We start from the raw sequence: 12,043 nt of genomic DNA, 5'->3' as shown, positions 1-12,043 counted from the left end.
CCTACTCCTTGGCGACGCGTTTCATGTCCGCATCCATCATCATGCGGATCAGGGTGTCCAGGTCGGTTTTCGGTTTCCAGCCCAGCACACGCTGGGCCTTGGCCGGGTTGCCGAGCAGCACTTCGACTTCGGCCGGGCGGAAGAAGGCCGGGTCGATCTTCACGTAGTCTCGATAGTTGAGGCCGACGTGATCGAAGGCGATACGGCACATCTCGCGCACGGTGGTGGTGACGCCGGTGGCGACCACGAAGTCGTCGGGCTTGTCCTGTTGCAGCATCAGCCACATGGCCTCGACGTAGTCACCGGCAAAGCCCCAGTCGCGCTTGGCGTCGATGTTGCCCAGGGCCAGCTCCTGCTGTTTGCCCTGTTTGATCCGGGCTGCCGCATCGGTGACCTTGCGGGTCACGAATTCGATGCCGCGCAGTGGCGATTCATGGTTGAACAGAATGCCGCTGCTGGCGTGCAGGTTGAAGCTTTCGCGGTAGTTGACGGTGATCCAGTGGCCATAGAGCTTGGCCACGCCGTAAGGGCTGCGCGGGTAGAACGGGGTGTTCTCGTCCTGCTGCTCGGCCTGGATCAGGCCGAACATTTCGCTGGTGGATGCCTGATAGAAACGTGTGTGCGGGCTGAACTGACGGATCGCTTCGAGCAGGTGGGTCACGCCCAGGCCATCAACGATGCCGGTGGTCACCGGTTGATCCCAGGACGCGGCGACGAAGCTTTGTGCGGCGAGGTTATAGACTTCGTCCGGCGCCGACTTGATGACCGCGCGCTGCACCGAGCAGGCGTCGGCCATGTCGCCGTCCAGATAAACGATGTCAGCCTCGACGCCCATCTCGCGCAGGCGCCAGCGTGAATCGCTGCTGCGTCGCGCCACCAGGCCGTGAACCTTGTAACCCTTGTCGAGCAGCAGTTTTGCCAGATACGCGCCGTCCTGGCCGGTGATCCCTGTGATCAATGCACTTTTTGTCATTCTTGTCGTACTCGAGTCTCCCAGTCGGACAGGATCGCCCGCAGGGATTGTTGTGTAGTGATTTGCGGCGTCCATCCTGTGGTTCGGGCCAGCCGTTGATGGCTGCCGCAGACGCGACGCTGATCAGCGCGGCGCATGCGCGCCGGATCCTGAACCAGTTGCAGCTCGACCTCGGCCAGGTCGCCCATCTGTTCGATGAGGCTGCGGATGCTTTGCTCACGACCTGAGCAAATGTTGTAGACCTGCCCCGGCGTGCCTTTTTCCAGCAGCGCGAAATAGGCTGAGACCACATCGCCGACATCGAGAAAATCACGGGTGACATCAATGTCGCCGACTTCCAGTTGTGGCGCTTGCAGCCCTTGCTTGATGCGATTGATCTGCCGAGCGGCGCTCGCAATGACGAAGCTTTCCTTCTGCCCGGTGCCGATGTGGTTGAACGGTCGCGCCACCAGCACTGGCCAGCCTTCGCTGAGCCCCCATTGCAGGCTGAGGAATTCCGCCGACAGCTTGCTCACCGCATAGGGATTGCGCGGGCAGGGTGGTTGTTGTTCGGTGATCGGCAGCGCGGGTTCTTCGACCTGGCCGTAGACATCGCCTGAGCTGACATACAGGAACGTGCCTTTGAAACCGCGAGCCTTGAGCGCCTGCAACAGGTTCAAGGTGCCGAGCAGGTTGATGTCGAAGGTGCGTGCCGGATCACGGAAAGCTTCGGGGACAAAGGTCTGGCCAGCCAGGTGAATGACTGCATCAGGCAGTTGCGGCCATAGATCGATGAGGCTGTCCGGGTTTGTCAGGTCGTAGGCGGAGGCGGCAGGCAGCAGGTGCCACGACGCGTCTTCCCCTTGCAGACGTGACTGGATGTGTTGTCCTACGAACCCACTGAGGCCCGTGATGAACAGACTTTTTTTCAAACAGCGACCCCTTGGTCTTTAACTTTCACCTCTTCCCACAGGCTTTAAGGGAATATCTGTCAAACCACTGGAAAAACCGGGCAGAACGGCAGGTGAAGTCATTGTTGTAGTTGTTTGGCTGCCAATCTGTGCCAATTGCGTGACAATTTCAACAGGGCAAATCGTGACTGGTCAGTTCTCGTCAGAGTAGTCGGTTTTTTCTCGCCGGGCGGTTCCCGAATCCTTGGCGGATGTGTTTAGAATGCCCCTCGTCGCGATCCCTGGCAGTTTTTCTTGAGGGTCGTGCGACAGGGTAAAACCGACCATTAAAACAAGAACAGAAACGTGCCCGATGACGCAGGACGAACACCGCTGATACCGGTTCGATCCGACGCCCGGCCGTCATAGCGTGAAGCTGCCGGGATGGCGGTTTCACCGTGGGATGCCATGAATTTCATTCTCTACTCGGACGTCAACGACCGCTCCATCAGCCAGAGTCTCGGGCGTCCCGAATACAGCTACTACTTCGTGCTCAAGGCCTATCGCCCGGTCCTGGAAAGCCTGGGACGAGTGCATGTGGTGTCCACCAGCGCCGAGGTCGACCCACTTTATCGACAACTGCTCGCCGCCGGTGAAAGCAGCGTTTTCCTGTCCTTCACGCCACCACAGAATACCCCGACCGACCTTGAATGCCCGACGATCTGCGTGATCGCATGGGAGTTCGATTCGATCCCCGACGAGTCGTGGGACGGCGATCTGCGCCACGACTGGACGCAGATGCTCGCACGGCAAGGACGGGTCATCACGTTGTCGAGCCACACCGCCCGCGCGATTCGCCGCGCCATGGGCGAGGACTTTCCGGTACTCGTGCTGCCGACGCCCTTGTGGGAAAACTTCGCCGCCATTCGTGAGCAGCACGTCAGTGCACCGATCAATCCAGGCGCGACCCTGGCGATCAAGGGCTGCATTTTCGACAGCCGCACGCTGGGACTGTCTGCCGATGACTTGCTGCCAAAACCGCTGACTGCCGAGCAACTGGCTGAAATCGAGGCGCTGCGCCCGCCACCGCTGACGGTCAAACGACGCCTGGTCATTGCCCGCCATTATCTGCGTCTGTGGATGCTGGGCGCGGGTGAAGAACGGGTGAAATACCTGCACCACTGGTACTGGGAAGGTCTGCAGGATCTGCTTTCGGACCGCGCGCACGCCTGGCTCGAGAAACGCCTGCCGGCCATTGCCGCTCCGCATGCGATTGTCGTCGCCGAGCCACCACCGCTGGATCTGCCGGACACTTCCTCGGTGGTCGAGGCCACGGTGGAAGGCGTGGTCTACGTGACCGTTTTCAATCCCAGGGATGGTCGCAAGAACTGGCACCACCTGGTCACCGCGTTCTGCTGGGCCTTTCGCGAAACACCCGACGCCACGCTGGTGCTGAAGATTACCCAGAACGATCTGGCGTCCTACTACAGCGAACTGATGACCCTGCTCGCGCAACTGTCACCGTTCGCCTGCCGGGTGCTGGTGATGCACGGTTATCTGGACGATGCGCAATATGCGCGGCTTTACCAGGCCGCCAGTTTTTACGTCAATGCTTCACGCTGCGAAGGCTTGTGCCTGCCGCTGATGGAGTTCATGTCCAGCGGCAAACCGGTGATCGCCCCGGACCACACGGCGATGGAAGACTACATCGATGACTCGGTGGCCTTCGTCGTCCAGTCCAGCGAAGAGCTGACGATCTGGCCCCAGGACACCCGCATCATTTACCGCACCCTGCGCTATCGGCCGGACTGGGCTTCGCTCAAAAGCGCCTACGAGAACAGCTACCGCATGGCCAAGGCACAGCCGCAGGAGTACGCGCGCATGTCTGCCGCGGCTGTCGAACGCATGCACGATTACTGCGCGTTTGCCCCGGTGCAGCGGCGCATGGCGGACTTTTTCGGCCTGATTCCGCTGGTTGCCGATGCTGCCCCCGTGACGGACAACGCCTCATGCTGATCATCATTCACTCGGAAACCAACCAGCACACCATCGCGCAGAACCTCGGTCGTTCGGAGTACAGCTATTACTTCGTGCTCAAGGAATACCGGCCGGTGCTCGAACGCCTCGGGCGCGTGGTGGAAGTCGTCGACCCGGCGCGCGAAGTCGATGCGCTGTATCTGGAGTGCCTGTCCCGTGGCGAGCCGTGCGTGTTTCTGTCGTTCTCGCCGCCGCACCGTACGCCGGTCCATCTGGCGTGCCCGACGCTGCCGGTGTTCGCCTGGGAATTCAGCACCATCCCCAACGAACCTTTCGACAATGAGCCGCGCAATGACTGGCGCACCGTGCTCCGGGCCTGCGGCGCGGCGATCACCCATTCCAGTTACACGGTCAACGCCGTGCGCGAGGCCATGGGCGCCGATTACCCGATTGTCGCGGTGCCGGCGCCGGTGTGGGATCGCTTTGCAGAACGAGGCGCACAGCTTCAGGGCCAACCCTCGACAGGGCCGGTGCGCCTGACGATCAAGGGGCTGGTCGCCGACAGTCGTCAACTCGATCTCGACGCATTCGGCCCGAAACACCTGCGCCGTGGCAAGGGCATCGATTTCCAGGCACCGGTGCGCGAGCAAGAGCTGCTGCTGGACGGTGTTGTCTACACCTCGGTGTTCAATCCCGGTGACGGCCGCAAGAACTGGGAAGACATGCTCAGCGCTTTTTGCGTGACGTTCCGCGAGGTCGAAGACGCGACGCTGGTGCTCAAACTCACGCATCACGATGCAGAAGAAGCGCTCGGCGACATTCTCCATCACCTGTACAAGAACCAGTCCTACCGCTGCCGCATCGTGCTGATCTACGGCTACCTCACGGACGCGGACTACGAGCGTCTGGTGCAGGCCACCCGTTACGTGGTGAACACTTCCTACGGCGAGGGCCAGTGCCTGCCGCTGATGGAATTCATGTCCTGCGGCAAACCGGCCGTGGCGCCGCGCACCACGGCGATGATCGATTACCTGAGTACCGATAACGCATTCGTGGTGGAGTCCACCGATGAACTCACGGCCTGGCCTCACGATCCGCGCAAGGCGTTCCGCACATTGCGCTACATGACCAACTGGGCGTCGGTCTGTGTGGCCTATCGCGACAGCTATGAGGTGGCGAAGAACGACCCCCGGCGATATGCGCAGATGTCGGCGCAAGCCGTTGCCAGTCTGCAGGCGTTCTGCAGTCAGGCGGTGGCCGGGCAGCGGTTGCGCGATTTTCTCGCTCAAGTGCATGAGCTTCGCGCTGTCGCTGCAACGGAAGCCACGGGCATATGATCCGCGCATTGCTGCGGCGTTTGCGTCCGGTTGCGCCATCGGTGCCGGCCTCCTTGCCGGTTTCTGTGCCTGAACCGCTGGCTGCCAGCGTATCGCCACGGGACGTCGGCCTGCACGATGCCATGCTCGACGGCTGGTTTCACGGCGACAGTGGCGAGTTGCTCAAGGGCTTTGCCATTGATGCGGACGACACCTTGCTCGACGTGGGTTGCGGTGAGGGTGTGGCGACGTTGTTCGCCGTGCGCCAGGGCGCCTCGGTGATCTTCACCGACAGCGAACACGACAAGGTCCGTGATCTTGCCCGGCAAGTCGAAGCGCAGAGCCGCAAGGCCAGTCTCGGTCTGGTCAGCAACAGCCTGCCACTGCCGTTGAGCGACGGCTGTGCGAGCAAGGTCGTGTGCATGGAAGTGCTGGAACACATCGACCAGCCCGAGCCGTTCATGGCCGAGCTGGTGCGCATGGGCCGTCCCGGTGCGTTGTACCTGCTCAGCGTGCCGGCACCGGTGGGCGAGCATTTGCAGCAGGGCATTGCCCCGGCGGGTTATTACCAGTCACCCAATCATGTGCAGATTTTTACCCCGGAACGCTTCGCAGCATTGGTGGAAGATGCCGGTCTGGTGATCGAGCATCGTCAGGCCACAGGGTTCTTCTGGGTCATGGGCATGATCTTTTTCTGGGCCAGCGAGCGTGCAGCCGGACGTGATCTCGGCGGTGCCGTGCGCGACCGGATCCAGGCGCCGTATCCACCGTTGATGGAGAGCTGGGCCAGAACCTGGCAGGACTTGCTGGCGCAGCCCGATGGAATGGCGATCAAGCAGATGCTCGACCGGTTCATGCCCAAGAGCCAGGTGATCATCGCCCGCAAACCGCTCGATGCAGGAGATGTGTCATGAGCGGCAAGCGGATCATGGACATTGAAGTCTTGCGAGCTGTCGCGGTACTCGGCGTGCTGTTTCATCACTTGCAGGGCAGCCTGTTCACCGACCCGGTGCCGCTGCTTGAAAGGATCCATGCCTTTGCGCAGCCGTGGTGGGGCGTCGACCTGTTTTTTGCCATCTCGGGGTTTGTCATCGCCCGCAGTCTGATTCCGGCGCTGCGCGGTTGCAGCAATCGCCAGGAGTGCTGGGAGCAGACGCGCAATTTCTGGCTGCGCCGGGTCTTTCGTCTTTTGCCGTCGGCCTGGCTGTGGCTGGCGCTGATGCTGCTGGCGTGTGTGTTTCTGAATCGATCAGGTGCGTTCGGTACGTGGTCAGCCAACGTCCAGGCCACTTTGGCGGGGGTGTTGCAGTACGCCAATTTCCGCTTTGCCGATGCGTTCTTTCATTACGAATACGGCAGCAGTTTCGTTTACTGGAGTCTGGCGCTGGAAGAGCAGTTCTACCTGTTGTTCCCGCTGGTGATCCTGCTATGCCGCAAGCATCTGGTGTGGGCATTGCTGGCGCTGGTGGCGGTGCAGTTGTTTACGGTGCGCACGCCGCTGCTGATGGTGATTCGCACCGATGCGCTGGCGCTGGGCGTGCTGTTGGCCATGTGGAGCGTGCAGCCGGGTTATCGCCGTTGGGAGCCTGTATTCCTGCGTCGGCCATGGACCGGATTGCTCGCGCTGGTCGGCCTCGGAGCGCTGCTGAGCTTCATGGCCACCGACCGCTTCACCTTTGCCGGTTACCGCATCGGGTCTATCGCCGTGCTCAGCGCCGTGCTGGTGTGGATCGCTTCGTACGACCGCAATTACCTGCTGCCGGCCGGTGGTCTGCAACGGCTGATGGCATGGATCGGCAGCCGTTCCTACGGCATTTACCTGATACACATCCCGGCCTATCAACTGGTGCGGGAACTGACCTTCCGTTTACAGGACGCCGGCCTGCCGAGCCCGGCGGGGCATCCGATCGTGACGCTGCTGATTGCCGGTGGCCTGATCGTGCTGCTCAGTGAACTCAATTACCGCTTGATCGAAATGCCCATGCGCAATCGAGGCGCCACGCTGGTGAAACGCCTCGCAAGCTCGCGAACTGCCGTCTCGTCCTCTGGAGCCACCTCATGCTGAGCCTTTTGAAAAAACTCACGGCGGCTCCGGCCCCCGCACAAGCTGTCGCACCGGTCGCCGACAAGGTGGACCCTTACATGCTCGGCCTGCACGACGCGATGCTCAGCGGCTGGTTCAATCAGGAAACCGGTGAGCTGTTCAAAGGCTTCCCGGTGACCGCCGACGACACTCTGCTGGACGTTGGCTGTGGCGACGGTGGCAACGTGCATTTCTGCGGTATGCGCGGGGCAAAGATCATCATTGCCGACATCGACGGCGCCAAGGTCGAAGCGACTCGCCAGCGCCTGAGCGACACGCCGGCGCGCAGCGTCGAATGCCATGTGACCGACTGCAATCCGCTGCCGATCGCCGATGGCACCGCCACTCGCGTGGTGTCCACTGAAGTCATCGAGCACGTCGACGATCCGGCGCAGTTTCTTGCCGAACTGGTACGCGTCGGCCAGTCCGGCGCGCTGTACTTGCTGAGCGTGCCGCACCCCAGCTCCGAAGACCTGCAAAAGGACATTGCCGCGCCGGAGTATTTCCAGAAGCCCAACCACATTCGCATCATCAGCGAAGAGCAGTTCAAGGCGATGGTCAGCGAGGCGGGACTCGAGATCATCAGCCATAGTCAGTACGGCTTTTACTGGTCCATGTGGATGATGTTGTTCTGGGAAGCGAAGGTCGAATTCAGCAACCCGGATCATCCGCTGCTCAACCATTGGGCCGATACCTGGCAAGCGGTGCTCGACTCGCCACGCGGCGCGCAGATCAAGCAGGCGCTGGACGCGGTGGTGGCGAAAAGTCAGGTCATCATTGCCCGCAAGCCCTGAGCGCTTTTGTGTAACCTTGCAGCCTGATGTCTCAGGGATCTGCAAGGTATGCGCTTTATCATCGGGTGGTCAGCCCTGGTGGCTGTGGTGTTGCTGTGTGCTTGTGAACGACAGGACACAGTGCCGCTCGATCAGCAGCTCTACGTCTGGCAACGGCAATGGACGCCGGCCCATGAACCTGCCCTGAACGACAGTCGCAGCGACTTTTCGACGTTGCGGGTATTGGCGTTGCAGGCTTTCCCGAATGCCGGCTGGAGTCGGGCACGCGTCGATTCTGCGCTGCTGAAACGCGATGCCCGGCCGTTGATCGCGGTGATTCGCCTCGACGGCCAGCTCAAGGCGCTCGACCCGCAAGCGGTTACGGCGCAAATCCATCAAGTGCTCGCTGACTGGCAAGGTCAGGGACTTACCCTGGCCGGGGTCGAGATCGATCATGATGCCGGCAGTGCCCGACTGTCGGCCTATACCGAATTCCTCGTTCACTTGCGCGGCGCATTGCCGGCCAACCTGCCTCTGAGCATCACCGCGTTGCCTGCCTGGCTCGACAGCCCGCAATTGCCGGCGCTGCTGGCGACCGTCGACAGCAGTGTGTTGCAGGTGCACGCCGTCAGCGATCCGCGTCGCGGTCTGTTCGATCCCGAGCAGGCGCAGCGCTGGGCCAAGGCCTGGGGGCGGGTGACCGACAAACCGTTTTATCTGGCGCTGCCGGCCTACGGCGTGGCGTTGTTGGCGGACGCCGGCGGCGCCCCGGTGGTGGAAAGCGAAGTGCCGCTCGAACGGGGTGGCCAGCGACGCGAATTGCTTGCCGATCCACAACAACTGGGCCGACTGGCCAATGAATTGCGCGAGGATCGCCCGGCGCATCTGGCCGGTCTGATCTGGTTTCGGCTGCCGTTGGCCAACGACCGCAGAGCCTGGAGTCTGAGCACGCTGCGTGCGGTCGCCCGAGGCGATGCATTGAGCAGCCAGCTCGGCCTGACGTTCACCGAACAGAACGGCCTGCAAGATATCGCCTTGCGTAACGTCGGCAACCTCGACAGCGCCTGGCCTGCCCGCATCACCCTCAAGGCCCGGGGCTGCGAAGGCGCCGATGCGCTCGCCGGTTATGCGTTGCAACAGACGGCGGATCTGCTTACCTTCACCCGCCTGCGCGACGGCCGATTGCCGGCGGGCGGGCAGCGTGCGATCGGTTGGGCACGCTGCGCAAATATTGATCAAGGAGGTTCGCATGTTGACCCGTAACTGGCCCCGCCATCTGCTTTGCCTGAGCCTCAGCCTGCCGCTGGGCTCGGCGTTGGCCTGCGGCCCGGATTTCCCGATGCGTCTGCTCGACGATCGCGGGCAATCGCTGGCGGAACTGCCGGAGGGCAACTTCAGGTTCGAGATCAGTCGCCTCGGCAAAACCATTGCCGGGCTGAAAAACGTTACTGCGGTCACGTATAACCCGGATGACATCTATGGCGAACCTGATGAGCCGGCCGATCTGCGCAACAAGGCCGAACAGATCGGCCTGACGCCTGAACAGCAAGCGCTGGTCAAACAACTGCGCAGCCTGACCGACGCGCGTCAGGTCGACGTGCAGGGTGCGAGCCTGCCGGCGGAACTGCGTCTGTATGTGGCGGGGGCCGTGGCGTTCGGCGCCGGTGACAATCAACTGGCTGTCGAGTATTTCCGTCAGTTGCTGGCGCTGCCGGCCGATCAGCGTGCATTGCGCAGCACGTGGGCGGCTTATTCCCTGGGCCGCGCTTTCTTTGCCATGAGCAGCGAAGCGGGCGATGCGCTTGAAGCGTTGGAAAATGCCATCGAAGCCTTCCGGCAAGCCCGGCAACTGAGCATCGACGGTTTCAGCGATCCGCTGGAGCTGGGCGTCGCCAGTCTTGGCGAAGAGGCGCGGGCGCTGCGTGCGGCGGGTGACTGGAACAGCGCAATCAAACTCTATGCCGCGCAGGACCTGCACGGCTCGGACGTCGGTTACTCCTCGCTGAAGCAGTTGATGAACGAACTGGCAGAAGAGCCCGAAGACCGGCTGGCGAAATTGCTGCGAGGCGAAGCGGTGCAGCAACTGGTGACCGCCTCGCTGATCAGCCGGATCGGCTGGTCGTTCGGCGATGAGCCGCCGAACGAGAAAAAACTGATCAAGGCCCTGCAAGCGAGCACGCGCGGCAGCCTCGACAACGCCGATCGTCTGGCGGCAATGAATTATCAACAGGGTGATTACGCCAGCGCCAAGGCGTTCCTCGAACACGCCGGCGACAGTGGCCTGGCGTGGTGGCTGCGGGCGAAACTGGCCGTGCGCGATGGCGACAGGAATGCAGCAGCGGCGGCCTATGCGAAAGCTGCGCAAGCGTTCCCGCAGGGCGAATCCTGGGGCGAGCGGCGCACCGCCGACTGGAATCTCGAAAGCGTGCAGCCCAAATGCCGGGTCGAGGGTGAAAGTGCGATTCTGGCGCTGCAACGTGGCGAGTATCTGCAGGCCTTCGACCAGTTGTATCGCAGCAAAAACATTTATTGGTTCGACGCCGCGACTGTGGCCGAGCGAGTGCTGACGGTCGAGGAATTGAAAAACTATGTCGATACCAACGTGCCGGCACCGCCCGCGCTGAGCCAGCAGGATCGCGACAATTATGTGCCGCTGCCGGTGGCCGCGAGCCTGCGCAATCTGCTGGGTCGGCGCTTGTTGCGTGAGGGGCATTACGAAGAAGGGGTCGGTTATTTCGACAGCGCCGATCTGCAGAACAAGGCCCGGCTCTATGGTGAGCAACGCCTGAAGGCCGATTCGGCGTGGTGGCCGACCAAGCGTGCCAGCGCGCTGTTCAATGCGGCGTGGACGGCGCGCGAGTGGGGCATGGACATTCTGGGCTACGAAATGGCCCCGGATTACGCGACCTTCGGCGGCAACTACAGCCTGGAAAACACCGAGCTGAAAGTCGGGCCGCTGGTCAGCGAAGCCGAGGTGAAACGTCAGAAGGCCAGCGAAGCGCAGCCGGACGAGCGTTATCACTACCGTTTTGTTGCTACGGCGCTGGCTAGCCGTGCGGCGGATAATCTGCCGCACACCAGTCAGGCGTTTGCTGCGGTGTTGTGCTCGGCGGCGGGCTGGAACAGCAGCCTGCAAGAGCAGAGCGCCTTGTACAAACGCTATGTCGATGAAGGGCCGTACGTACTGTGGGCCGTGGATTTCGGCCATCAATGCCCTTATCCGGACTTCGAAAATGCCGACAAGCGCTACGTCACTCAGGTGACCGATTCGGTGCGTTCGACACTGCGGCCGTACAAGTGGCCGGTGCAGATCGGTGCGATCGTGGCCTTCACCGCGGTGGCGTTGTTGCTGATTACCCGCCGCCAGCGCAAGGCCCGCAAAACCTAAGCCTGCTGGACGAAGGTCAGGCGCACCGCAAAGCCGATCAACAGGCTGCCGAATAGCCACTGTTGCACTCGCTGGGCCGTCGGGCTGTGTTTCAGCCAGCGGCCCAGCGCGGCGCCGGTCAGGGCGTAGGCGCTGTCGAACAGCAGACCTGCGCCCACCAGAATCGCGCCGAGCAGCGCAAACTGTGTCAGCACCGGTGCGCCATCCGCCACGATGAACTGCGGCAGCAGCACCGAGCAGAACAGCAAGGCTTTCGGATTGAGCAGGTTGGTCAGCAGGCCGCGACGGATGGCTGCGTACCACTGCGCATGACTGTCCGTTACGGTGTCGGCGTTCAGATCCGGCAGCAGCGTGGTGCGCAGGCATTGAATGCCGATCCACAGCAAGTACGCCGCACCGGCAATCCGCACGGCATCGAACGTCCACGGCGCCGCCTTGAACAGCGCCGCCAGCCCCAATGCCGCGAGCGCTACATGACAGCCTCGGGCAATCGCCAGGCCCACCGCTGTAGCGAGCGCTGCGCCGCGACCCTGGCGGGCGCCGGTCTGCAACAGCAGGATCATGTCCGGACCGGGCAGCAGATAGACCACCGCCAAGGCCAGGAAAAACAGCCAGAGACTCGCCATGTCGCACCCCTTTCGTTGTCGATTCGGTCCCCTCAGTC

General features: G+C 62.2%; 10 protein-coding genes. 7 read left to right on the top strand and 3 right to left on the bottom strand.

Annotated features, from left to right (window positions below):
- Position 1: 1 nt before the first annotated feature.
- Together gmd and IHQ43_RS29240 are read right to left on the bottom strand one after the other, a co-directional pair.
- Entirely contained in the window at positions 2-973 is a 972-nt protein-coding gene (gene gmd / locus IHQ43_RS29245; RefSeq protein WP_011336673.1) for a GDP-mannose 4,6-dehydratase, read from the bottom strand.
- Positions 970-1,884, bottom strand: a complete 915-nt coding sequence (locus tag IHQ43_RS29240) for a GDP-mannose 4,6-dehydratase (RefSeq protein ID WP_192562924.1) — start codon at positions 1,882-1,884, stop codon at positions 970-972. The genes gmd and IHQ43_RS29240 overlap by 4 nt, the downstream gene beginning before the upstream one ends.
- Before the next feature lie 426 nt (positions 1,885-2,310).
- Between IHQ43_RS29240 and IHQ43_RS29235 the strand changes: the two genes are divergently transcribed.
- From IHQ43_RS29235 to IHQ43_RS29205, 7 genes are read left to right on the top strand one after another with little or no spacing between them, the layout of a single operon-like run.
- Positions 2,311-3,858: a glycosyltransferase gene (locus IHQ43_RS29235; RefSeq protein ID WP_244142234.1), complete on the top strand. Its 1,548-nt coding sequence runs from the start codon at positions 2,311-2,313 to the stop codon at positions 3,856-3,858.
- Positions 3,852-5,156 (top strand): glycosyltransferase, encoded by a 1,305-nt coding sequence (locus IHQ43_RS29230; RefSeq protein WP_192562922.1) that lies wholly within the window; start codon positions 3,852-3,854, stop codon positions 5,154-5,156. Before IHQ43_RS29235 ends, IHQ43_RS29230 begins: the two co-directional genes overlap by 7 nt.
- Complete coding sequence (locus IHQ43_RS29225) at positions 5,153-6,049, top strand: class I SAM-dependent methyltransferase (protein WP_192562921.1); 897 nt, start codon at positions 5,153-5,155, stop codon at positions 6,047-6,049. The genes IHQ43_RS29230 and IHQ43_RS29225 overlap by 4 nt, the downstream gene beginning before the upstream one ends.
- Positions 6,046-7,200 (top strand): acyltransferase family protein, encoded by a 1,155-nt coding sequence (locus IHQ43_RS29220; RefSeq protein ID WP_192562920.1) that lies wholly within the window; start codon positions 6,046-6,048, stop codon positions 7,198-7,200. The genes IHQ43_RS29225 and IHQ43_RS29220 overlap by 4 nt, the downstream gene beginning before the upstream one ends.
- Positions 7,194-8,012 carry a class I SAM-dependent methyltransferase gene (locus IHQ43_RS29215; protein WP_192562919.1) on the top strand — a complete coding sequence of 273 codons (819 nt, stop codon included), beginning with the start codon at positions 7,194-7,196 and terminating at the stop codon, positions 8,010-8,012. Before IHQ43_RS29220 ends, IHQ43_RS29215 begins: the two co-directional genes overlap by 7 nt.
- Positions 8,013-8,060: 48 nt before the next feature.
- Positions 8,061-9,254: a DUF3142 domain-containing protein gene (locus tag IHQ43_RS29210; protein WP_192562918.1), complete on the top strand. Its 1,194-nt coding sequence runs from the start codon at positions 8,061-8,063 to the stop codon at positions 9,252-9,254.
- Positions 9,241-11,379, top strand: a complete 2,139-nt coding sequence (locus IHQ43_RS29205; RefSeq protein WP_192562917.1) for a tetratricopeptide repeat protein — start codon at positions 9,241-9,243, stop codon at positions 11,377-11,379. Before IHQ43_RS29210 ends, IHQ43_RS29205 begins: the two co-directional genes overlap by 14 nt.
- On the opposite strand, the gene IHQ43_RS29200 is transcribed toward IHQ43_RS29205, so the two are convergent.
- The gene (locus IHQ43_RS29200; RefSeq protein WP_192562916.1) at positions 11,376-12,005 is read right to left on the bottom strand and encodes a LysE family translocator; all 630 of its coding nucleotides are present in this window, start codon (positions 12,003-12,005) and stop codon (positions 11,376-11,378) included. The two genes, IHQ43_RS29205 and IHQ43_RS29200, sit on opposite strands and share 4 nt — an antisense overlap.
- Between the last annotated feature and the right edge of the window lie 38 nt (positions 12,006-12,043).

This window comes from Pseudomonas gozinkensis (assembly GCF_014863585.1).
GTDB classification, from domain to species: Bacteria; Pseudomonadota; Gammaproteobacteria; order Pseudomonadales; family Pseudomonadaceae; genus Aquipseudomonas; species Aquipseudomonas gozinkensis.
Note: the sequence above shows the minus strand (reverse complement) of the source record. Positions and strands in the feature narration are given on the sequence as shown.

Coding starts and splice junctions, on each gene's coding strand:
- IHQ43_RS29215 (WP_192562919.1), top strand. CDS start 7,194: ATGCTGAGCCTTTTGAAAAAACTCACGGCGGCTCCGGCCCCCGCACAA.
- IHQ43_RS29205 (WP_192562917.1), top strand. CDS start 9,241: ATGTTGACCCGTAACTGGCCCCGCCATCTGCTTTGCCTGAGCCTCAGC.
- IHQ43_RS29235 (WP_244142234.1), top strand. CDS start 2,311: ATGAATTTCATTCTCTACTCGGACGTCAACGACCGCTCCATCAGCCAG.
- IHQ43_RS29225 (WP_192562921.1), top strand. CDS start 5,153: ATGATCCGCGCATTGCTGCGGCGTTTGCGTCCGGTTGCGCCATCGGTG.
- gmd (WP_011336673.1), bottom strand. CDS start 973: ATGACAAAAAGTGCATTGATCACAGGGATCACCGGCCAGGACGGCGCG.
- IHQ43_RS29200 (WP_192562916.1), bottom strand. CDS start 12,005: ATGGCGAGTCTCTGGCTGTTTTTCCTGGCCTTGGCGGTGGTCTATCTG.
- IHQ43_RS29220 (WP_192562920.1), top strand. CDS start 6,046: ATGAGCGGCAAGCGGATCATGGACATTGAAGTCTTGCGAGCTGTCGCG.
- IHQ43_RS29210 (WP_192562918.1), top strand. CDS start 8,061: ATGCGCTTTATCATCGGGTGGTCAGCCCTGGTGGCTGTGGTGTTGCTG.
- IHQ43_RS29230 (WP_192562922.1), top strand. CDS start 3,852: ATGCTGATCATCATTCACTCGGAAACCAACCAGCACACCATCGCGCAG.